This is a genomic window from Bradyrhizobium sp. STM 3843, assembly GCF_000239815.1.
Lineage (GTDB): Bacteria > Pseudomonadota > Alphaproteobacteria > Rhizobiales > Xanthobacteraceae > Bradyrhizobium.
In genome coordinates this window covers 1-21,002 of record NZ_CAFK01000257.1, presented here as the reverse complement: position 1 = coordinate 21,002, position 21,002 = coordinate 1, and the positions used below count along the sequence as shown (strand labels likewise).

Here is a 21,002-nt window from a genome sequence, read left to right as displayed (position 1 = left end):
GCTCAGGTCCACCCGCCAGCGTTAGATCACGATGCGATCGAAATCTCTGGCAACCCGGCTGTTCGGGAAAATCGCCGCGGCCTCCGCCAGAATCTCCTCATCCGGATAGCGACCGGAGATGTGGGTCAGGACAAGCATCTTGACATTGCTCACCACGGCGAGCGTGGCCGCTTCCCTTGCGGTCAGATGTCCGTAGTCACGCGCAATGGCGGCGTCGCGGTCCAGGAATGTCGCTTCGATGACCAGCACATCGGCATCGGAAACGTGCTCTGCCAGACCCTCCATGGTTTCGGTATCTCCAACGATCGCGAGCTTCTTGCGACCCTCCGGCGGGCCGAGCACCTCTTTGGGATCGATCGTTGTGCCGTCTGGGAGCGTCACTGGCTTCCCCTCCGCGAGTTCCTTCCGTACCGGGCCGTCCGGTACGCCGAAGGCCGCGAGGCGATCCGGCCGAAGATGACGACGAGCAGGACTTTCGAAGGAAAAGGCGAAGCTGTCGGTGTCGCGGTGACGCACCGGAAAGCAGTGGATGGCGAATTCGCCGTTAGCGATGACCTGACCTGCAGTCAACTCAGCGAGTTGCAGCGGAATGGGCGCCCTTCCCTCGCCCCACAGGCCTGCGAGCATCCGGACAATGACTTCCAGGGTGCCCTGGCTGGCGTGAATTGTCATGACCTCGGCACTCTGCCGCAGCCGCAGGGTCGAGAAGAGACCGGGAATGCCCAGCACGTGGTCGAAATGCCCGTGGGTCAACAGCAGGCTGTCCAATCTTCGAAAACCGGCGCCGCTACGCAACAGCTGGCGCTGCGTCCCCTCTCCGCAATCCACCAGAATGCGTTGATTTCCCGCCTCCACGAGAAGTCCGGGGTGATTGCGGTCGGCGGACGGGACGCTTGCTGACGTCCCCAGAAAGGTGAGCGCAAACATTTCGTGGCCCGAAATCTCTACAATCCGTGAAAGTCGTCCGAGAGGCTCGGCCGCTTGTCGACATTGCGCAACGTCGGCACCTGGAAACGGCCGCGATTTTGCGCTGCCAGCGGTTGCCAGTGCGCATCCACGGCGGGCGGCTGACTAAGCGGATGCCCGTTGGCGAGAAAGCCGCCATCGACCAGCTTGTGTGCGTTTTCATGGAATCTGGCGGCACTATCAAAGATGTGCCGCGCGGCAATCGTGAGGGAGGAAGACGCGGCGCAGCCCATCAGTATCGATCCGAGAACGGCAGTAACGGGCCCGTGAGATGAGTCCCGTCCAAGGCTTCATATGTACACCAGGGGACTTGTGAGGACCCGGAGCGAAACCCTGGCGTTAACTCATCATGGGAGCAAACGGTACCACGTATCTTAGCATCGACGGCGGCGGAACTCGTCGCCGCGCGCGGATCGAGGACGAAAACGGCAGGGTGCTCGGTGAAGCAAGCTCGGGGCCTGCCAGGACCCGGATTGGCCTTGAGAAGGCACGGCGATCCATCATGGAGATCACTCAAGCGGCAGCCGCACAGTCAGGCCAGGCCCGGGAGGATGTCACGCGGACGCACGCCGGGATTGGCCTTGCCGGACTGCGCCGCCGGGGCGCGGAAGCGGCGTTCAACGAGGTCTCGTATCCCTTTGCGTCGGTTGCTTTCATCAGCCACGGCCTGGCGGCCTGTCTCGGCGCCCATAGCGGCGCGGACGGGGCGATCGTGGTCGCCGGCGCGGGCTCGGTGAGTGTCGGCCTGATCGACGGCTGCGAAATCCGTGTCGCCGGTTACGGCTTTACCGTGTCGGACGAATGCAGCGGCGCCGATCTCGGCCTGCAGGTCGTTCGACTTGCGCTTCGGACCGCGGATCGCCGGGGCGAGCTGATATCATTGCTTTCGGAGGCACTGGGCGCGTTCGATCATGATCCTGAACAGGCGGTGGCCTGGTCTGATGAAGCCAGGGCAACAGATTATGCGGTGTTCGCGCCGATCGTGATGCGAGATGCCAATCAGGGCGATCCGGTCGGCGGTCGCTTTGTCGAACGCGCGGCCGATGCCATTGGCGACCTGCTCGATCTATTCCTGGCGAGAGGATTTGACCGACTCTCGGCGTTGGGTGGGTTCGCGGATGACATCACGCCCTGGCTGACGCCCGATCTGCGCGCCCGCCTGAGGCATCCTGATGCCGGCGCTTTACGGGTGGCACGAGGACGGTTCGACTTGCCCAAGCCCGGCTCGTCCAAGCTCGACCGGCCCAAGAGAGAAACTGATCATGACCAGGATTCGAAATTCCGCGTTTGATCGCGCTTGGATCAACAATATGACAACCGAAGACGTCGATCTCCGTTTTGCCGATCTTGATGCATGGCCGCTGGGGTCCGCGATGGAAGCGATGTGGGAGGGCCAGCTTGCGGCTGTCGCCGCGATCGGCCATGCCCTTCCCGCGATCACTGCGGCGGCGGAAGCGGCCAAGTCGGCGCTGGGCGATCGCGGTCGCATTGTCTATGTCGGCGCCGGCACCTCGGGCCGTGTGGCAGTCCAGGACGGCGCCGAGCTGACACCGACCTTCGCCTGGCCCGGCAAGCGCGTCCGCTTCATCGTCGCCGGTGGGGACAGCGCATTCGTCACCAGCATCGAGGGTGCGGAGGATGATGTCGACGATGCGGTCAGGCAGATCAATGCCGCGCGGCTGAAACCGCAGGACGTGGTGATCGCCGTTGCCGCCAGTGGGACAACGCCATTCACGGTCGCGGCGCTGCAGAAGGCAGGCTCTTTCGGAGCAGTTACGATCGGTCTCGCCAACAATCCCGGCACCGCCCTGCTGGCATCCGCAAAGTTTCCGATCCTTATCGAGACCGGCCGCGAGCTGATCGCCGGCTCGACGCGGATGAAGGCAGGCACAGCGCAGAAGATCGTGCTCAACCTGATCTCCTCCGGGATCATGCTGCGCCTTGGCCGGGTGTATCGCGGCATGATGGTGAACATGCTACCGACCAATGCCAAACTGAAGCGGCGGGCCGAAGCCATGGTGGCGAAAATCTCGAGCTGTGATCTGCCGCACGCGGCACGCTCGCTCGAGCAGGCCGGGGGCGACATCAAGACGGCAGTCCTGCTGGCCTTGGGCGTCGACAGGAGCGACGCCGAGGCCGTTCTGAAAGATTGTGACGGCAATCTCCGGCGCGTGTTTGCGGAGTTAGCCGCGGATGTTAACGACAATGGCGAGCGCAAGCAAAGCGGGGCGAATAAGTCGTGACGACATCCGCGATGGCGAGCTAAATCCTTGAAAAGCGCTGACGTTGTCGCCAACGTCGTTCGCGAAAGCGCGGTCACGCGCGACAGTCATGCACGAAACTGCAGCGAATGTTGCTGCGCATTCACCGCGATGATTGTCATTCTGCGACCTCACCAGAGATAAGCGAAGATGAACACTCCTCTGCAAGCGCGAGGAGCATGCTGAGCTAGGGCGCGGCTGCATCCGAGAAGCGGATTCTCCGAGGTTGTTCAGTTCTCACGTTTTCACACAGCCAAGGTCACAAGCGGTCTTTTAGTCCTCCGGCCGCCCCTTCCGCTTGTCCCCCGACTCCGTTGAAAAGTCGGCAGTTGCGGCGCAGGGATATCGGTGATTCAGTCTGTCTAATTGGCAGGACTGAAGGTCATGATGGGCATCGGCAAGTCGAACAGGCTGCGTTGTGCCTTCCCGCCTAGCCGAGTCCCCCGTCGACCTGAAAGCACTGTCGCGTAATGCGCTGACTCTCGTCGGATGCCAGAAACAGTGCCATGCGCGCGACGTCGTCAGGCGTCACCGCATCTGGTATGGCCTGACGCGACCGCACCTCGGCAATCTTCTGCTCGTCTGGAAACCAGAGCCGGCGCTGGCGCTCAGTGATCACCATGCCAGGAGCAATCGCGTTTACGCGGATGCGATCGGGGCCGACAAGCCGCGCGAGCGAGTTGGTGAACCCGACGATCGCCGCCTTCGCTGCGGCGTAGGCCGGCAGCGCCGGCGCGCCGCGCATCCACGCCACCGAAGACATGTTGATGATCGAGCCACCGCCGCGCGCCTGCATTTGCGGCACGATCGCTTGCGCCGCAAAGAAGACGTGCTTGAGATTGACCCCGATCATCCAGTCGAATTCGGCCGGCGTCACCTCGGAGAGAACCTGACGTTGATCGTTGGCGGCGTTGTTCACCAAAACAGCGGCACCACCGAGGACGCGGTGAATCTCTCCCATCGCTTCGCGCAGGGCGTCGATATCAAGTAGATCGCATGGCACGAACAGCGGCGTGACACCGGACACATCGGCCACCTCGTCCACCAGCGCCTCGCCTGCTTCCGTATCGATGTCGAGAAAAGCGACCCGGGCCTGCTGGGCCGCGAACGCGTGCACCAAGGTGGCGCCGATGCCGCTGGCGCCACCCGTGATCAACACCACACGGCCCGCAAGTCCGGAATAACTCGTCTCAATCATGTGATCAGCCGCTCCGTCTCGGGATCGAACAGGCAGATGCGCCGCGTATCGAGCGCAAAGTCGGCGCATGCACCAGGTGTGGGCCGGAGATCCGGCGTGATCCGCGCCATCGCGGCCTCCCCGCCAAGGCGCAGCAGCACGATCGTCTCCGCACCGGTGGGCTCCACCATCTCCACCGGCGCGCTGACGATGATGGGCGCGGCGCCGGTAAACATCCGGCTGCTCTCGGCGATGCATTCGGGCCTGATCCCAAACACCACCTCGCGGTCGACAAACGAGGCCGCCGCATCGTATCGCTGCAAGTGGATGCGGACTTCGTCTGGCCGCCCCGCGCCTATCACGGCCACCGGGCCGCCGTTCCCGGCCTCGAGCCGCGCCCGCATTGTGTTCATCGGCGGCGAACCCATGAAGCGCGCGACGAACAGGTTGGCCGGATAGCGGTACACGGTGTCGGGATCGGCGAACTGCTGCACCTGTCCACGATGCATCACCGCGATCCGCGTCGCCATGGTCATCGCCTCGATCTGGTCATGCGTCACGTAGACGATGGTGGCGCCGATGCGCTGGTGCAGGCGTTTGATCTCCATCCGCATCTCGACGCGCAACTTGGCATCGAGATTGGACAGCGGCTCGTCAAACAGGAACAACAGGGGATTGCGAACTAGCGCGCGGCCGATGGCAACGCGCTGCCGCTGTCCGCCGGAGAGCTGCGACGGCTTGCGGCCGAGCAGCCGCTCGATCTGCAGCAGCCGGGCAACATCGGCCACCGCGGCATCCTGCTTCGACTTGGGCTCGTGACGGCATTCCATGCCGAAGGTGATGTTCTGGCGCACCGTCATCGACGGATAGAGCGCGTAGGACTGGAACACCATGGCGATGTCGCGATCCTTCGGTGCGACGTCGTTGACGACACGGCCGCCGATTTCGATCATACCGGAGCTTTGGCGCTCCAGACCGGCGATGATGTTGAGCAAGGTTGACTTGCCACAGCCGGAAGGCCCGACCAGCACAATGAACTCGCCGGTGCCGATTTCGAGGTCAATTCCTTTCAGCACCTCGACGGGACCGAACTTCTTGGTGAGATCGCGGACAGTGAGCGCTGACATGCGGATCCTATTTGACGGCGCCGGCGGTCAGGCCCCGAACGAAGTACCTGCCACCGAAGAAATAGACCAACAACGTGGGGAGCGCCGCGATCAGCACTGCGGCACTCTGCACGCCGTGCTGCGGGATATCCGCGATGGCCGCGGAGAGCGCGATCAGAGCAGCCGTGACAGGCTGCTGCTGGCCGGTCGTGAATGTCACGCCATAGAGGAATTCGTTCCAGATATGCGTGAACTGCCAGATGACAGTGACGATCAGGATCGGAGACGAGAGCGGCAGAATGATGCGCCAGAAGATCCGAAAGAACCCGGCGCCATCGATGCGCGCAGCCCTGATCAGTTCATGCGGAACGGCGGCGTAGTAGTTCCGGCAGAACAATGTGGTGAAGGAGAGGCCCTGGATGGTGTGAACCAGCACGAGCCCCGTCAGCGTGTTGATGAGACCGATGTCCCGCAGCACGACGGTCCAGGGCAGCAGACGCATCTGCTGGGGAAGAAAGAGACCAAGGGTTACGATGCCGTAGATCCAGCTGTCGCCGCGAAACCGCCATAGCGACACGGCGTAACCGGCCACCGCGCCGAGCATGGTGGAGATGATCGTCGCAGGGATCGTGACCAGCGCGGAATTCAGCATGTATGGACGGATGCCGGTGCAGGTCTCGGCGACGCAGAAGCCGCTCCAGGCTGCGGCGTAGTTGCTCCAGGCCCATTGTTTCGGCCAGCCGATCATCGAGGCCTGCGCGATCTCCTGGTTGCTGCGAAACGAATTCAGCACGACCACAACCAGCGGCGCGAGATAGGCTGCCGCGAGCAATGAAACGACGAGATAGATCAAGACTCGACTGGGCTCGAAGCTCAGCTTACGCATGACCGGCCTGCCGTCGCTTGACAAATCGCCACGCTGCATAGGGCAGCAGCACCGCCAGGAGAATGAGCAACATCAGCACCGCCGCCGCCGCACCGCGGCCGAGCAGGCCGCGCTGGAACATCAGGTCATAGACGACAAGGGCAGGTAGCTGGGTCGCAATTCCGGGCCCCCCATTGGTGAGCGCGCGAACGAGGTCGAAGGTCGAAATCGCGAACTGCAGCTGGATGACGACGACGGTGATGGTGATCGGCCAGAGTGTCGGCAGAATGACGCGCCGATACATGCGAACAGGTCCAGCGCCGTCGATCTGTGCGGCCTTGATCAGCTCGTTGTCGACCGACCGAAGCCCGGCGAGGAAGAGCGCCATGGCAAAGCCCGAGGATTGCCAGACCGCGGCGATGACGATGGTCCAGATCGCCATGTCGCGGTCGATCAGCCAGTCGAACCGGAACGAGATCCAGCCGAGATCGTGGACGAGCTTCTCGATCCCGAGGCCGGGATTGAGCAGCCAACTCCAGACCGTGCCCGTAACCACGAAGGAGACCGCCAGGGGGTAGAGGAAGATCGATCGCAGTACGTTCTCACCGCGAATGCGCTGATCGAGCAGAATCGCCAGCAAGAGGCCGGTCACCAAGCTCAGCAGAACGAAAGTGCTGCCGAACAGCAACAGGTTGTTGAAGGCGATCTGCCAATTCCGTGTTGCCAAGACCGCCGTGTAGTTGCGCAAGCCCACCCAGCCCGAGACTGGAACGAGGGTCGACGGCGTGAACGAAATCCAAATCGTCCACAGCGCAAACGAAACGATGTGTCCGGCGGCCAGCAGCAGCGGCACCCATATCATCAGTTGCTCGGGCAGCCGGCGGAGCAGGCCGGAAATCGCCGACCGGCCCGGCTGCATTGCCACCGAGAGCTCGCCGGTCAACGCGCGCCCTCGACGGCGTCGCTGAGACGGGCCACGCCCTGCTCCGGCGTCATCGCCTTGTTCTTCACGTACTCCGTGATCACGTCGATCATCGCTGCGGTCATTCCGTTTTCCTGCGCCATGTTATGCGCGAGGCTCAGGACGGCCTGGTCGCTGGCGACGGCGTCTTTCAGCGCTGCAGCGGTTCGCCGCTGACCATCGGACCAGCCGGCGCCGGACAGGTCGACATCGGAGCGCACGGGAATGGAGCCCGTGATCTGCGAATACATGGTCTGGATGGCCGGGTCCATGACGAGCTGCGCCATCAATGTCTGGCCGGCCTGCAGATCGGGCTCGTTGCGCTTCCAGAAGATGAAGGCATCGGCATTGAGCAGGAAAACCGGCTTGCCATTGTCGCTGGGCCCCGGCGCGATGATGAAGTCCTCGAACTTGAAACCAGCGTTGCGCAACACGCCCTGCGCCCACCCGCCCTGGATCATCATGCCCATGTCGGCTTCAATGAAACGCTTCAGGTTGGTAGAAAAGTGTTGGGCGCCGACGTTCGGGTCCATCCAGTCGGCGATCTTGCGTACCTGTACGAAAGCGGCTTTGACCTCGGCACCCTTCAAAGCCTTCTCGTCGAGATTCACGATGGCTGCGCGGTATGCCGCGGGACTGATGCCCGCAAGAGCGGCCTCGAATTTCTGTCCATCGTCGGGACGGGTCCCGCCGTTGGCGACGGGATAAGCCACTCCGCCCGCCTTCATCTTATCGGCGAGGTCATTGAAGTCCGCCCATGTGACCGGGATCTTGTCAGCCTTGGCCTTGTCCATCGCGCGTTTCGACAGAAACAGCATGTTGGTGCTGTAGATTTGCAGCGGCAGCGAAATCCAGTTGCCGCCCGGCTTGTGTAACCGTGCAAGGTCTGGCGCAACGACCTTCTCATACCCGGCTGCAGCGACAAGGTTGTCGAGATCGACGGTCGGTGCAATCTTCGACCAGGCCGCAATCTCGGGACCCTTGAGCTGCGAGCAAGCCGGCGGATCGCCGGCCATGATCTGAGCGCGCAGCTTGTTCATCATCTCCGTGGTGAACCCAGGAACGGGCGAGTGCTGCCAGATCCCGCCCTTCTCCTCGAATTTCTTGCCCAGCGCCGTGATCGCCGCGCCATCGCTGCCTGCCGACCATTGCGAGATCACGGTCAGGCGCGGCTTGACCCCGCTCTGCGCACGAACCAATGCCGGCAGTGCGAGCGCGGTCGCGGATCCAGCGAGCAGACGGCGCCTGGTTATGGTCATCGGCATGGCATGTTCCTCCCTAAGCTTGAACTTCATCGGCGGTCGATCCGCACAGCTCACCACATCTCAGGCGGCCTCCGTTGCTTCGGCCGGCATCCCGCCGCGGCAGGCCAGGCAACTGGCGGCGAAGGCCAGCGCGGCATTCGGATCCTGACCGGCCGATGGCGGCACGAAAGCGAGCGACAGCTCGGCGGACTTGAGCCCTCCCAGCAGGCAGGAATCGATTCCGTCAGCCAGCGGCTTCCGCTCGCGCTCGGGAAGGAGCGAGGGCCAGCCGCTGATGGCGACCGCGGGACAGGATCTTACGTTGAGCGTATTGCCGATCGCGAGGCCCAGCCGAAACAGCCGCTGCCGCAACTCCTGGCGCATGCGCGATGAGCGAGGGATGGCGTCCACCCAGTCGCTGCCGAGCTGCAGCAATTCCGGCTCGGCGATGCCGAGCAGCCCGGCGAGGGCCGGAAGCGAGGTGTAGGCTTCGACGCAGCCATGATGACCGCAACGGCAGCGTGGACCCCCCTCGCCGAACACCATGTGGCCGAGTTCGACTGGCTGCAAACCGTCGGCCTCGATCGCCTCGTCCATCCAGGTGCCGCCGACGCCCTGCCCGACGAAGACGAACAGATGCGCGCCGCTGAACGGATAGTCTTCGGTGCGGCAGCGGTGAAACATGGCATGGCCCACCACGGAATTGGCGAAGGCGACGGGCACGTTCGCGAACATCTCGCCCAGCAGGGCGCGCAGGCGTTCAATGTCGCAGCGGATGATGGCATTGCCCGAGATGCTCAACCTGCCGAGGCCCGGAACGCAGATTCCGATCTGCGCGAGCTCGACATGGCGCCGTCGAGTCCAGTCGCGCAGCAATGCGAGCGCCTCGCGAAATACCCGGCCGACGGATTCTACGGTCGGCGCTTTCGGCAAACCCAATCGCTCGGTGTAGTGCAGCTCGCCGGACATCGAGCCGACGCCCACGCTCAGCCGCTGAACTGTGAGCTCGATGGCGCCCAGCGCTACAGAGTCATCGAGCGACACGAGAGCCGTGGGGCCGCCGAAATAGGGCGCCGGCCGCCGGACTTCCTCGATCAGGCCTTCCGCTTTCAGGTCGAACAGAATGCGCGACAGGCTCGCCTCGGAGAGGCGCACCGCCTTGGCCAGAGGTGGCCGAAACATGCCGCCCGATTGAAGCAGTTGCCCCAAAATGGCCGCACGCGTCTGCCGCCGACTTCTCGGCTGCTCAGACATTTCCGTCCCTGTCGTCATTCTTACTTAGGGTAAGAATGTGGGCGCGGATCATTTCGCCTGTCAAGGCGCTTGCTGGCTTGAGGCTTCGGTTTGTGTTGTGCGCGGCAGCAACGAACGGCGCTTCGCCAGAATAAGCTCTCATTTTGTAAGGCATACGTACTATCCGGAGCCGGGCGCTGCGCGTCTCTCTTTTCGGCCTTACGGGGATCACTCTTGTTCGTGTCGGCTTCCCCACGTGAGAGCTGCGTTGCTTGATATGCGCTCCGAGACAGAATTGGCTCGATCCGTGAGGAGCGGCCGTTAAGGTCAGTTGCTTGACAGCGGCTCTGCCGGAGTTCTTTTCTTCCCTTTCTTGAATGCCGCATCGCTCTCGAGAAATGCCTCGATCATGAACGGTATCAGGTCCGCCACCTCCTCCCGGCTGGCGTAGGTCTCCACATAGAAATCAGCATACTCTCGAAGCATCCGCGCAAGGCTCGGCGCCAGAACGATGGTCATTTTGACCGGTGTCCGATCTGGCAGTTTCCCAAGCTTGATCCCTCACCTCCCCTTCGCAACCGTCCGAACGTCCTCATACGGCTTCATCGCCAGATCCTTAGAAACGATCACCGGTAGCGGCCATCCCGGCCGGACCGTGATCGTCGGCTGCATGTCGAGCTCGCGCTCCACCACGCGTTGCCCTGCCCGATTGGTCGTCTGCTCCGCGCTTTGTCGCAGCGCCTTGACGAGATTATTCTCAGGCGAACCGGGAAAAGCTCGGCGTCAGAGGCATGGACAAGGTCGCGGCGTTCGATCGGAGCCAGTCGCTCGATGACTTCCTGGCCATGCCGGATGAGAACGAGCCTGGAACGTCCAGACAGAACAGAGTAGTAACTTTCCGTAGCAATTTTCGGAAAAAACTCTAACCACTTCAGCTGCTTACGCGTGGGAGTGGTGCGCTCGGAGGGACTCGAACCCCCACGGTGTTACCCACTGCCACCTCAAGGCAGCGCGTCTACCAATTCCGCCACGAGCGCGAAGGGAAGGCCGGAACCGGCCTCGGGAACCGGCTCAGGCCGGTCCAGATCAGTGGCGCCGATGTAACAAATCGGTGCAGGGGCCACAAGGCCTGCCCTACCCTCAAAGTGAAGGTTTGTGGACGTTTTCCTCGCCTATCGGGCGCCGCCGCCGGGTGATTTCGGCAACATCTGCTTGACCTCGACCGCGATCCGGTTGCGGTCGACCAGAACCACGCCGCTGGCGATCGGCAGATTATTGGCCAGCACCTTGACCTCGTCGGCCTCGGTGGCATCAAGTTCGATGATCGCGCCGCGCGACAGGCGTAGAACCTGATGGATGGGCATGGAGGAGGTCCCGAGGACGACCATGAGGTCGACGGTCACTTTATCGAGGGTTGACACTGCAAGACCACCGAAGTCACGACTAAATTGCCTGTGCCGACATCATCATGTTGTGGTTAGCCAATGGTTAACAGCCGCGAAAACCTCGATCTGACCAGCTTTGCCGCCCCCTCCGGCAGCGCGGTGGAATGGCGCATCTCGGATTCGCCGGTGGACTATGCCGAAGCCACCGCGTTCATGGAGGCCCGCGCCACCGCGATCGCCGCCCATGAGGCCCCGGAGATGGTCTGGCTGCTCGAGCACCCGCCGCTGTACACCTCCGGCACCTCGGGAAAAGCTGAAGACCTGCTCGATCCCCGCTTCCCGCTGATTCCGACCGGCCGCGGCGGGCAAGTGACCTATCACGGTCCCGGCCAGCGCGTGGCCTATGTGATGCTGGATCTGAAACGGCGACGGCCTGATGTCCGGGCCTATGTGGCGGCGCTGGAGGAGCTGATCATCCGCACCCTGGCGGCCTTCAACGTCCGCGGCGAGCGATGCGAGGACCGCGTCGGCGTCTGGGTGAAGCGTCCGGACAAGGGCTCTGGTTACGAGGACAAGATCGCCGCCATCGGCGTGCGACTGAAGCGCTGGGTATCCTTTCACGGCATCGCCATCAATGTCGAGCCGGACCTGTCGCATTTCGCCGCCATCGTGCCATGCGGCGTGGTGGATCCGCGTTATGGCGTCACCAGCCTCGTCGATCTCGGCCTTCCCGTCGGAATGGCCGACGTCGATATCGCGCTTCGGCAGGCATTTCAGGACATCTTCGGCGCGACGACGGCCAGGCTGCCGGAAGCGGTCTGATCCCCATGTGCGCGAGGCCGATCGTCGCGCATGCCGGACGCCGGAACGACGTGCACATGAGCGCGATCCGAGGCCGGCAGAATTGACGCGATCCCCTCGTCATGTAGCATGAGCGGCAGGCGAGGAAGCGGAATCGATGTGCCGTCGGCTCTTGCGCAACCGACGTTGCTGGTTCCTCGCAAAGTCATGCGCGTGACGATGAGCGAAGCTGCATCGAGATGAGCGAAGCCCGTCCTGATCCACTGCATCACTTTCCCCTGATCCGGACGTCTGATCCTGAGGAGTTGCGGCATCTTGGGACTCACCTCTTGGGTGCCGATCGCGTCGATATCCGCAACACCGGCAGCCTTCACGCCCGGCTCAATGCTGTCGAGCTCGAAACCATTGCGCTCGGCTTCGGGGCCACAAGCTGCGATCTCGTCGCTGACGCCTTCGCCGCCGATTTCGTTCGCTTGCAGATCGCACTCAAAGGACGCGGGCTCGCCTGCATCGGTGGTCAGGTCACCGACATCAACGAGCGGCAATTCGCGGTCACCTCGGCCGGAGTGTCCTGGCAGATGGTTTGTCAGGGCGGCCATGAACGGCTCACCTTGCGCATCAAACAGGACGCGCTGCTGCGGCGCCTGGCCGCGCTCGTCGATGTCAAGCCGAAAGCCAACTACCAGTTCGACAGCGCGATTTCCGCCGACGATCCGCAAGCGGGCAGCCTGTTTCGTCTGCTCGAATTCCTGGCGCGCCAGCTTAACGAGGCTCCATCCGGATTCACGTCCGCGGTCTATCGCGAGCTGGAAGACGCCGTGCAGATCGCCTTCCTCTCCACGAGCCGCCACAAGCTGAGGGACCAGATTGCCGCGCCCGGCCCCCTCCCCGACTTCGGCCTAGTCAAGCGGCTGGAGGAGTTCATCGAGGCGAATTGGCGCGAGGCCATCACGATCGAGCGTCTGGCCGCCGAGGCCGGCGTCAGCGCGCGCTCGTTGTTCCGGGCGTTCGAACGCGTGCGCGGCTATTCGCCGATCGCCTTCACCAAATCGGTGCGCCTGCGTCGCGCCCGCGACATGCTGCTCTCCGGCGATCCCACAGCCACCGTGGCGTCGGCCGCGGCCGCCTGCAACTTCGCCAATCCCGGACACTTCGCCCGCTATTACCGCGAGACCTATGGCGAGCTGCCGTCGGTGACCGTGGCCAGAGCCGCGCGCTGAAGCGTCACAGGATTGCCTCCAGCGCGCTGCGCAGGCTCTGATAGCGGAACACGAAGCCGTTGCTGAGCGCCTTGTTCGGCAGCACGCGCTGGCCGCCGAGCAGCAGCTCATTGGCGAGATCGCCGCCAATCTTGCGCAGCAATGCCGCGGGAACGCGGAGTAGCGCCGGCCGCCGCAGCCGCCGCGCCAGCTCCGCGGTGAAGGTGAGATTGCGCACCGGCAGCGGCGCGGTGGCGTTGATCGGGCCCGACAGGTCCTGCCTGGCGATCACATGGGCGATCAGCCGGACCAGGTCGTCGCGCTCGATCCATGACATCCATTGCAGGCCGGAGCCGAGCGGGCCGCCGAGCCCGAATTCGAACGGCGTCAACAGACGCGACAGGACCCCGCCGTCTCGCGCCACCACCAGGCCGATCCGCAAGGCGACCACCCGCACGCCGTGGGCCTCGGCAGCTCCCGCCGCCCGCTCCCACGCTTCGCACAGATCATGGCTGAAGCAGGCATGCGATTTGGCGGACTCGGTCAGCGGCTGATCCTGCCAGAGGCCGTACCAGCCGACGGCCGAGCCATTGACCAGCACCATGGGCTTGCGATCGAGACGGCCGATCAGGCGCACGACATCTGATGTCACGGAGAGGCGTGACTGCAGGATCGTCTGCCGCTTGGCCTCGGTCCATGCTTGATTGCCGATCGGTTCGCCCGCGAGATTGACCACCGCTTCGATCCGTGTGTCGGACGGAAGCTGATCGAGACTGGTGATCAGCGTGATCGGCAGCGGCAGCGATGCCGCCCTGGCCCGGTTGCGCACCAGCGCAATGACGTGGTGACCGGCTTCGGTGAGGCTTGCGACGAGGCGCCCGCCGATGAACCCGGTCGCACCGGTGACCAGCACCGTCTTCGCCGGCGGCAGCACCGCGACCAGTTCACCCGCAAGCGGCGTTGCCAGGCGCGCAAGGCGCCTCGCGGCGGCAAAATCCCGGAGACCGCACAGGGCAGCGCCGATGCAGGCCGCCGCAGCGATCCAGCTCAGCACGCCTGCATACGCGACCACGACTGCAGTCGGCTGCATTGCCCAGCCGATCAGGACCGGCACCAGCCACGCAAGGATGGCGCCATAGTTGATCGCCAGCAGCGTATGATTGATGCGCTCGCTTGCCGGCAGCTTGCGGGTCAGATCCTCTTCGACGAAATCCGTCAACGTGATCGCGATCTCGGCCATCAGCACCGCGATGACGAGCCAGGCCCAGAGGCCATGGAGCTCAAACCAGCCCAATCCGAGAAAGAGCGCCGCATAGAGCAGATTGCGTATGCCGTGCAGCCTCAGCTCGTTCTGCTGCGACGGCCGCCAGGCGATGCGCGCGGTGAATTCGTGGTGGTAGAAAGTGTCGAACACGCCCATGACGATCTGGATGGCGATGAGCGTCCACAACAGCGGCGTCATGAGGAGGCCTCCCGGAACACGGCGGATTGGCTGATGATGCGGCCAAAGCGCGGATGGGTGATCTCGAGCGTGAAGCGGAACGCACCCTCGCCGAGATCGGAATGGGTGACGACGACATCGCCGGGCGTGAGCCAGGACGGCAGCGGGCAGCGCAGGCCGGCAAATGCAATCGCATAGCCGGTGCTGCGAAATTCGAGCGCACCATCGGCGACGCAGACCCGCAGACTCATACTGAGACCCCAGCCGAGATATTCCTCCAGTCCCGTCGGCCCGGCAAAGCGCTTGGCCGAATGGATCACCTGCGGAAAGCCGTGGATCCGGCCGCAGATGCGGGTCCAGATCTGGCCGCCGCTGGCGGCATCTTCGGTCACCGCGACGATCATCGGCACGCCGGTATCGGCCGAGGTCGGCAGCGGCCCGCCGATCAGGCGCGCCGCCAGCGCGAACCACCAGCCGGCGCGGCTGAGCTGTGCGTGCTCGATTTCGCCGACATAGATCACGGTCGCGCCGTCGGCGAGCCGCGTGGAGAAGCGGCGCCAGATCGACACTGGCAAACGGCCCCAATCTTCCGCCGACAACAATGCACGGAAGCGGTGATCATCACGGAGCCTGGCATTGGAGGGTGTTGAAAGCCTGTGAGATCGCGCCGACGCCATGACACCCTCCACTCACCTACGCGCTGCCTGACCTGGACTTTCCGGACGGCAGCAGATTTGCGATCTTCTCGCCGAGCTTGATCAGCGCCACCAGGCGCGGCCGCGGCACTTTGAGCATCTGGGTGAACCAGCGGTCGACCAGCTCAGTGAACGCCAGCATGTCCTTCAGTCGCTTCGCGGCAACCGGGCTGGTGGTCGGATCGTCGGTCGCCTCGGCGACGCTGGCGCGCAGCGCCGCGATCGCCGGATCGATCTCCCGCTCCTTGCGGCCGGCGGCGATCCGCTGCGCCACCTCCCAGATGTCGGTCTCGGCCTCGAAATGATCGCGGCGGTCGCCGAGGATCGGCACGCGACGGATCAGATTCCAGGCGAGCAGCTCCTTCAGCGAATTGGAGACATTGGAACGCGCCATGCCGAGCGTGTCGGCGATGTCCTCCGCCGTCATCGGCTGCTCGGCAAGATAAAGCAGGCCGTGGATCTGGCTCACGGAGCGGTTGACGCCCCACTGATCGCCCATGTCGCCCCAATTGAGGATGAAGCGCTCGATCGCCGGGGGGAGTTTCTTTTTACCGGTTATTTCTGTCATGACAGAAATATCTGACTGAACCGGACGGATGTCAAGGGGCCGGGGCCCCCGTTCCGCGACAATGAACCTGCCGCAAGCGGCATTGACCAATGTGCATCGTCGACCGCCGGCGCAGGTTGCGGCACTTTGCCGTGCCGAGGCGCCGGGCCCGTCAAAGGAGCAAAATGATGACGCAGTCCGACAAGGCGTTTACGGGAGCGATTCCGCAGCTCTACGATCGGCTGCTCGTGCCGATGATCTTCGCGCCCTACGCGCAGGATCTTGCGGAACGGATCAAGGAGCTTGCACCGCATGACGTGCTGGAGACGGCCGCGGGCACCGGGGCGGTCACCGCCGCGCTCGCAGCCCGGATGCCTGAGGCCACCCGGCTCACTGTGACCGACCTGAACGAGCCCATGCTCGCGCAGGCGAAGACGCGCCTCGGCGAACGGCCCGGGATCGGACCCGGGATCACCTGGCAGCAGGCGGACGCGCTTGCGCTGCCCTTCCCTGATGCAGGCTTCGACGTCGTCGTTTGTCAGTTCGGCGCGATGTTCTTCCCGGACCGGGTCGAGGGCTACAGCGAGGCGCGACGCGTGCTGCGCCCAAGTGGCCACTTTGTCTTCAACGTCTGGGACCGTATCGAGGAGAATGAATTCACCGACACGGTCTGTCAGGCCATGCGGCGGGTGTTTCCTGCCAATCCGCCGGAATTCCTGAAGCGCACGCCCCACGGCTATCATGATGCCGCACAGATCCGTTCCGACCTGAGCAAGGCCGGCTTCACCGATATTGCCGTCGAGACAGTGGCGCATCGAAGCCGGGCAAACGCGGCCGAGGATGCGGCGATCGCCTTGTGCCAGGGCACGCCGATGCGCGGCGAAATCGAGGCCCGCGGCGCGCCCGGCCTGGAGGCTGCAACGCATGCGGCTGCAGAAGCGCTCAGGTCACGTTTCGGCAATGGCCCGATCGAGGGCGGGATTCAGGCGCTGGTGATTTCGGCGGCGGGTTGAAAGCTCTCAAACCGTCGGCAGCACCGAGAACTCCTCGCCTGCGCGGCGCAGCTTGAGCTGGTCGGCATGGGCCGGCATGTTGCTGACGGAATCCACGCGGGAGGCCGGCGGTCCCTTGCGGCAAAGTTCAATCACTTCGGCGACGTCGGCGGCGGGTCCAGCCAACACCGCCTCGACGCTGCCGTCCTGGCGGTTGCGCACCCAGCCCTCGAGGCCGTTCAGCGTCGCCTGGTCCTCGACCCACGCGCGGTAGCCGACGCCCTGCACCCGGCCGCGAACCATGACATGCACAATGGTGTCGTCCGTCGTCATTGCTTCAGTCCGAGAACCGCGCGACCGCGCGCCTTCACATCGGCCTCGCGGGTCACGCGCGCGGTCAGTTCCGCCGAGGCTAGCCCCTTCAGCTGTTTCGGTGAAGTGCCCTCGCGCAGCGCTTTGAGCGTGTCGTAGACAGCCTGCGTCGCGGCCGCGATCGGCGCATGGCCCTGCAGCGCAATCCGCACGTGGCGCGAGGCCAGATAATCCAGATCCGACATCTCCGCCGGCGCGCCGCCGAGCACGATCGGCAGCGTCGTCGCCTCGGAGATCGCGTCGAGCTCGGCGCGCGCGGTGATGCCGGTGAAGAACAGCCCGTCCACTCCGCAGGCCTGATAGGCGCGCGCCCGCGCGATCGCGTCATCGAGCGAGGTGATCGACGCGGCCCCAGTACGCCCGAGGATCACCAGCGACGGATCACCGCGGCCGTCGAGCGCCGCCTTCATCTTGCCGATGCCCTCGTCGAGCGAGATCAGCTGCGTCTTTGCCTCGCCGAAGGCCTGCGGCAAGAGCGTATCCTCGATCGTCAGCCCCGCGGCGCCCGCCGCCTCCAGCTCCTGCACCGTACGGCGGACGTTGAGCGCGTTGCCGTAGCCGTGATCGGCATCGACCAGCACGGCTAAGGACGCCGCGCGCGACATCCGTCGCATCTGCTCAGCGAGCTCAGTCAGCGTGATCAGCGCGATATCGGGATCGCCGAGCACCGCGAGCGAAGCCACCGAGCCGCCGAACATGCCGAGTTCGAAGCCGATATCCTCGGCGATGCGGATCGAGATTGCGTCATAGACCGAGCCCGGACGGATGCAGCGATCACCCGTCAGGATCGAACGCAGCTGTTCGCGGCGTGCACGGAAGGTCATCATCCTCTCCTGTCATTCCGGGACGGCCCGAAGGACCGGACCCCGGAATCTCGAGATTCTCAGGTGCGCAATTGCGCACCCTAGTTCGATGCTCCGCATCGCCCCGGAATGACGGCGTCAAAGAACGTAAAGCCTGCCCAACCACCCGCACGACCTCGCGGATAGCACTAAGCAAACTCCAGGATCAGCGCATCGACCGCGAGCGTCGCGCCAGGGGAAGCGTGGATCTTCTTCACCGTGCCGTCGCGCTCGGCGCGCAGCACGTTCTGCATCTTCATCGCTTCGATCACAGCAAGCGTCTCGCCGGCCTTGACCTCCTGGCCCTCGGTGACCGCAATCGAGACCACCAGCCCCGGCATCGGGCACAGCACCTTCTTGCCGCTGTCGCCGGCCGTGACGACCGGCATCAGGCGCGCCGAAGCCGCCTCCGCCTCGGTGTAGACATAGACCGCCGCCTCGACGCCCTGATGGGCGAGCCGCACACCGTTCGGAATCGGCCGGGTCTGCACCGCGATCGCGGCACCGTCGATCGTGCCTTCCCAGACGGGATCACCGGGCTTCCAGCTCGATACCAGATGATGCGCAGGTCCTGCATGACCGTCGGCTCCGACGAAACGCACGGCAATGCTGCCGTCCTCTCTGCTGATGTCGAGCAGGATCTCCTCGCGGTCGAGCCAGACCGCGCGGCGTCCCTGGCGCTTCACCGGGCGGCCGATCATCTGCTGCGAAATCTGCCGCTTGCGCTCGCCGAGCACGTGATCGATCGCGGCGCCGACCGCGGCCAGCCGCCGTGCGATCTCGCCCGCCGGCGCATGCGCGGCAAAGCCCTTCGGGAATTCCTCGGCAATGAAACCGGTCGACAGCCGGCCCTCGCGCCAGCGCGGATGGTTCATCAGCGCCGACAGGAACGGGATGTTGTGGCGGATGCCATCGACATAGAACGCATCGAGCGCGGTCGATTGTGCCTCGATCGCCGCCGCGCGCGACGGCGCATGCGTGATCAGCTTGGCGATCATCGGATCGTAGTAGATCGAGATCTCGCCGCCCTCCTGCACGCCGGTGTCGTTGCGCACCGTGATGCCGTCGGCTTTGCTCTCCGCCGGCGGACGATACTTCACCAGCCGCCCGATCGAGGGCAGGAAGTTGCGGAACGGGTCCTCGGCATAGACGCGCGATTCCACCGCCCAGCCGGTGAGGCTGACGTCCTTCTGCGACAGCGCCAGCTTCTCGCCGGCGGCGACGCGGATCATCTGTTCGACGAGATCGACGCCGGTGACGAGCTCGGTGACGGGATGTTCGACCTGCAGGCGGGTGTTCATCTCCAGGAAATAGAAGCTCTTGTCCTGCCCGGCGACGAACTCGACCGTGCCTGCGGAGTCGTAGTTCACGGCCTTGGCGAGCGCGACCGCCTGCTCGCCCATCTTGCGCCGCGTCTCCTCGTCGAGCAGCGGCGACGGCGCCTCCTCGATGACCTTCTGGTTGCGGCGCTGGATCGAGCATTCGCGCTCGCCGAGATAGATCACGTTGCCATGCTTGTCGCCCAGCACCTGGATCTCGATATGGCGGGGATCGACGATGAATTTTTCGATGAAGACGCGGTCGTCGCCGAACGATGATTTGGCCTCGGCCTTGGCCAGGGTGAAGCCTTCCGCGACCTCGGACGTGGAGTGCGCGATGCGCATGCCCTTGCCACCGCCGCCGGCGGAAGCCTTGATCATCACGGGATAGCCGATGTCGTCGGCGATCCGCACCGCATGCCGCTCGTCCTCGATCACCCCGAGAAAGCCCGGCACCGTCGAGACCTTGGCCTTGGCAGCCGCCTTCTTGGATTCGATCTTGTCACCCATCGCGGCAATCGCGCCTGGATTGGGCCCGATGAAGACGATGCCGGCCTCGACAAGCGCGCGCGGAAAGGCCTCGCGCTCGGAGAGAAAACCGTAGCCCGGATGCACCGCTTCGGCGCCGGTCTTGCGACAGGCCTCGACGATGCGATCGATCAGAAGATAGCTCTCGGCCGCTTGCGGCGGTCCGATCAGCAAGGCGTCATCGGCCATCTCGACATGCAGCGCATCGCGATCGGCTTCCGAATAGACCGCGACGGTCCTGATTCCCATGCGACGGGCGGTCTTGATGACCCGGCAAGCGATCTCGCCGCGGTTGGCGATCAGAATGGTCTTGAACATGTTTTTGCTTGATACCTTTGGGCGGGCTCCCCTCCCGCGGCGAAGGCGTGGACCGCGGGCTTTATGGGTTCGTCTATAGCAAAATCGGCCGTAAGCAACCCGCTCCGCACGGCGGGCGGCACTGCGGCAAAGCCGACCCGCTGGGGGTCAGCCGGAATAGCTGTGGAAGCGCCCTCTGGCATACGCACGCGAGACCGCCTTCATCAGCTCGCCGACCTCGGTCTCCAGATAATCGTTCGCAACGATCAGCGCGCGAATGGTCGCGCGCTGGTCACCGCCGCAGGCCGCAATAGCCTGGTCGACGGCAGCTTCCAATTCGTCATCCTCGGGCGCTGGTTTCGGATCAGGCGACATGGCCAATTCTCATTTCGGCTCGCGCGCCTTTGTTCACTTTATGTTCTAAGGAGTCAAGACGGGATTACCCGGCCTTGAGCTCTGCCCTCGTCTCCGTCGTCTCCGCTTTGGGCTTATCCCCAACCTTCCCCTCGGCCCTTCCCTTCGCGCCCTCCTGCACCAGGCCGTGGATGAAGCCGAGCTTGCCGATCACCGGCGGGGTCAGGATGAACGGATAGAGATCGCGCACGCCCATGGCGCGCGCGACGCTGTTGATCGCGAAGGTGAACGGCAGCCACGCCGTGACGATGGCCTGGAAGTCCTTGGTCACATAGGGATCAAAGGTGACGCGCGCGGTCAGTCCGCCGGTCTGGTCGGCCGGCGGGTTGACCTCCATGCCGAATTCGGAGGCCATTT

The 21,002-nt window shown here is 64.2% G+C and carries 24 protein-coding genes and 1 tRNA gene; 5 read left to right on the top strand and 20 right to left on the bottom strand.

Features of this window, described 5'->3' with window-relative positions; genetic code table 11:
• Positions 1–21 precede the first annotated feature (21 nt).
• Both BRAS3843_RS26435 and BRAS3843_RS26430 read right to left on the bottom strand, forming a co-directional pair.
• Positions 22–927 (bottom strand): ribonuclease Z, encoded by a 906-nt coding sequence (locus BRAS3843_RS26435; protein WP_008972169.1) that lies wholly within the window; start codon positions 925–927, stop codon positions 22–24.
• 17 nt (positions 928–944) lie between these two features.
• Positions 945–1,199: a hypothetical protein gene (locus BRAS3843_RS26430; RefSeq protein WP_008972168.1), complete on the bottom strand. Its 255-nt coding sequence runs from the start codon at positions 1,197–1,199 to the stop codon at positions 945–947.
• 116 nt (positions 1,200–1,315) lie between these two features.
• Here BRAS3843_RS26430 and BRAS3843_RS26425 point away from each other — a divergent pair, with 116 nt between their 5' ends.
• A complete protein-coding gene (locus tag BRAS3843_RS26425) occupies positions 1,316–2,257 on the top strand; it encodes a BadF/BadG/BcrA/BcrD ATPase family protein (RefSeq protein ID WP_008972167.1) in 942 nt (313 codons plus the stop codon).
• A 19-nt stretch (positions 2,258–2,276) separates the two neighbouring features.
• Positions 2,277–3,209 carry an N-acetylmuramic acid 6-phosphate etherase gene (locus tag BRAS3843_RS26420; protein WP_035982840.1) on the top strand — a complete coding sequence of 311 codons (933 nt, stop codon included), beginning with the start codon at positions 2,277–2,279 and terminating at the stop codon, positions 3,207–3,209.
• Between the two features lie 448 nt (positions 3,210–3,657).
• Here the strand turns inward: BRAS3843_RS26420 and BRAS3843_RS26415 are convergent, their stop codons facing one another.
• The 10 genes from BRAS3843_RS26415 to BRAS3843_RS26375 all read right to left on the bottom strand — a co-directional run bounded on the left by BRAS3843_RS26415 (position 3,658) and on the right by BRAS3843_RS26375 (position 11,234).
• Positions 3,658–4,425: an SDR family oxidoreductase gene (locus BRAS3843_RS26415; RefSeq protein WP_008972165.1), complete on the bottom strand. Its 768-nt coding sequence runs from the start codon at positions 4,423–4,425 to the stop codon at positions 3,658–3,660.
• Complete coding sequence (locus BRAS3843_RS26410) at positions 4,422–5,531, bottom strand: ABC transporter ATP-binding protein (protein WP_008972164.1); 1,110 nt, start codon at positions 5,529–5,531, stop codon at positions 4,422–4,424. The genes BRAS3843_RS26415 and BRAS3843_RS26410 overlap by 4 nt, the downstream gene beginning before the upstream one ends.
• A 7-nt stretch (positions 5,532–5,538) precedes the next feature.
• Positions 5,539–6,396 carry a carbohydrate ABC transporter permease gene (locus BRAS3843_RS26405; protein ID WP_008972163.1) on the bottom strand — a complete coding sequence of 286 codons (858 nt, stop codon included), beginning with the start codon at positions 6,394–6,396 and terminating at the stop codon, positions 5,539–5,541.
• Positions 6,389–7,294: a sugar ABC transporter permease gene (locus BRAS3843_RS26400; protein WP_035982854.1), complete on the bottom strand. Its 906-nt coding sequence runs from the start codon at positions 7,292–7,294 to the stop codon at positions 6,389–6,391. Before BRAS3843_RS26400 ends, BRAS3843_RS26405 begins: the two co-directional genes overlap by 8 nt.
• Before the next feature lie 20 nt (positions 7,295–7,314).
• Positions 7,315–8,601, bottom strand: a complete 1,287-nt coding sequence (locus BRAS3843_RS26395; RefSeq protein WP_008972161.1) for an ABC transporter substrate-binding protein — start codon at positions 8,599–8,601, stop codon at positions 7,315–7,317.
• Positions 8,602–8,661: 60 nt separating this feature from the next.
• Entirely contained in the window at positions 8,662–9,834 is a 1,173-nt protein-coding gene (locus tag BRAS3843_RS26390; RefSeq protein WP_008972160.1) for an ROK family protein, read from the bottom strand.
• Between the two features lie 306 nt (positions 9,835–10,140).
• The gene (locus tag BRAS3843_RS26385; RefSeq protein ID WP_035982838.1) at positions 10,141–10,371 is read right to left on the bottom strand and encodes a DUF2274 domain-containing protein; all 231 of its coding nucleotides are present in this window, start codon (positions 10,369–10,371) and stop codon (positions 10,141–10,143) included.
• Positions 10,372–10,374: 3 nt separating this feature from the next.
• Positions 10,375–10,551, bottom strand: coding sequence for a TrbI/VirB10 family protein (locus BRAS3843_RS39840; protein WP_244425479.1), 177 nt, complete (start codon positions 10,549–10,551; stop codon positions 10,375–10,377).
• Between the two features lie 214 nt (positions 10,552–10,765).
• Positions 10,766–10,850, bottom strand: a tRNA-Leu gene (locus tag BRAS3843_RS26380).
• Positions 10,851–10,985: 135 nt separating this feature from the next.
• Entirely contained in the window at positions 10,986–11,234 is a 249-nt protein-coding gene (locus BRAS3843_RS26375) for a FliM/FliN family flagellar motor switch protein (RefSeq protein WP_008972156.1), read from the bottom strand.
• A gap of 63 nt (positions 11,235–11,297) precedes the next feature.
• Here BRAS3843_RS26375 and lipB point away from each other — a divergent pair, with 63 nt between their 5' ends.
• Together lipB and BRAS3843_RS26360 are read left to right on the top strand one after the other, a co-directional pair.
• A complete protein-coding gene (gene lipB / locus BRAS3843_RS26370; RefSeq protein WP_008972155.1) occupies positions 11,298–12,020 on the top strand; it encodes a lipoyl(octanoyl) transferase LipB in 723 nt (240 codons plus the stop codon).
• A gap of 218 nt (positions 12,021–12,238) precedes the next feature.
• On the top strand, positions 12,239–13,219 hold the full coding sequence (locus tag BRAS3843_RS26360) for an AraC family transcriptional regulator (RefSeq protein WP_035982835.1): 981 nt from the start codon (positions 12,239–12,241) through the stop codon (positions 13,217–13,219).
• Positions 13,220–13,223: 4 nt separating this feature from the next.
• Here the strand turns inward: BRAS3843_RS26360 and BRAS3843_RS26355 are convergent, their stop codons facing one another.
• Genes BRAS3843_RS26355 through BRAS3843_RS26345 form a run of 3 tightly spaced genes read right to left on the bottom strand, consistent with a single transcriptional unit; the run spans position 13,224 to position 15,902 of the window.
• Positions 13,224–14,660, bottom strand: a complete 1,437-nt coding sequence (locus tag BRAS3843_RS26355; RefSeq protein WP_008972153.1) for a TIGR01777 family oxidoreductase — start codon at positions 14,658–14,660, stop codon at positions 13,224–13,226.
• Positions 14,657–15,316, bottom strand: a complete 660-nt coding sequence (locus BRAS3843_RS26350; RefSeq protein ID WP_008972152.1) for a DUF4166 domain-containing protein — start codon at positions 15,314–15,316, stop codon at positions 14,657–14,659. The genes BRAS3843_RS26355 and BRAS3843_RS26350 overlap by 4 nt, the downstream gene beginning before the upstream one ends.
• A 16-nt stretch (positions 15,317–15,332) precedes the next feature.
• Entirely contained in the window at positions 15,333–15,902 is a 570-nt protein-coding gene (locus BRAS3843_RS26345) for a MarR family transcriptional regulator (protein ID WP_008972151.1), read from the bottom strand.
• Between the two features lie 167 nt (positions 15,903–16,069).
• Here BRAS3843_RS26345 and BRAS3843_RS26340 point away from each other — a divergent pair, with 167 nt between their 5' ends.
• Entirely contained in the window at positions 16,070–16,894 is an 825-nt protein-coding gene (locus BRAS3843_RS26340) for a class I SAM-dependent methyltransferase (protein ID WP_008972150.1), read from the top strand.
• A gap of 6 nt (positions 16,895–16,900) precedes the next feature.
• On the opposite strand, the gene BRAS3843_RS26335 is transcribed toward BRAS3843_RS26340, so the two are convergent.
• The 5 genes from BRAS3843_RS26335 to BRAS3843_RS26315 form a co-directional block, all read right to left on the bottom strand.
• Positions 16,901–17,206 carry an acylphosphatase gene (locus BRAS3843_RS26335; RefSeq protein WP_008972149.1) on the bottom strand — a complete coding sequence of 102 codons (306 nt, stop codon included), beginning with the start codon at positions 17,204–17,206 and terminating at the stop codon, positions 16,901–16,903.
• Positions 17,203–18,069, bottom strand: a complete 867-nt coding sequence (locus BRAS3843_RS26330; RefSeq protein ID WP_008972148.1) for an isocitrate lyase/PEP mutase family protein — start codon at positions 18,067–18,069, stop codon at positions 17,203–17,205. Before BRAS3843_RS26330 ends, BRAS3843_RS26335 begins: the two co-directional genes overlap by 4 nt.
• 167 nt (positions 18,070–18,236) lie before the next feature.
• A complete protein-coding gene (locus BRAS3843_RS26325; protein ID WP_008972147.1) occupies positions 18,237–20,252 on the bottom strand; it encodes an acetyl/propionyl/methylcrotonyl-CoA carboxylase subunit alpha in 2,016 nt (671 codons plus the stop codon).
• A 147-nt stretch (positions 20,253–20,399) separates the two neighbouring features.
• A complete protein-coding gene (locus tag BRAS3843_RS26320; protein WP_008972145.1) occupies positions 20,400–20,606 on the bottom strand; it encodes a hypothetical protein in 207 nt (68 codons plus the stop codon).
• Between the two features lie 64 nt (positions 20,607–20,670).
• On the bottom strand, positions 20,671–21,002 hold a 332-nt coding region (locus BRAS3843_RS26315; RefSeq protein ID WP_008972144.1), incomplete at its 5' end, for a putative zinc-binding metallopeptidase.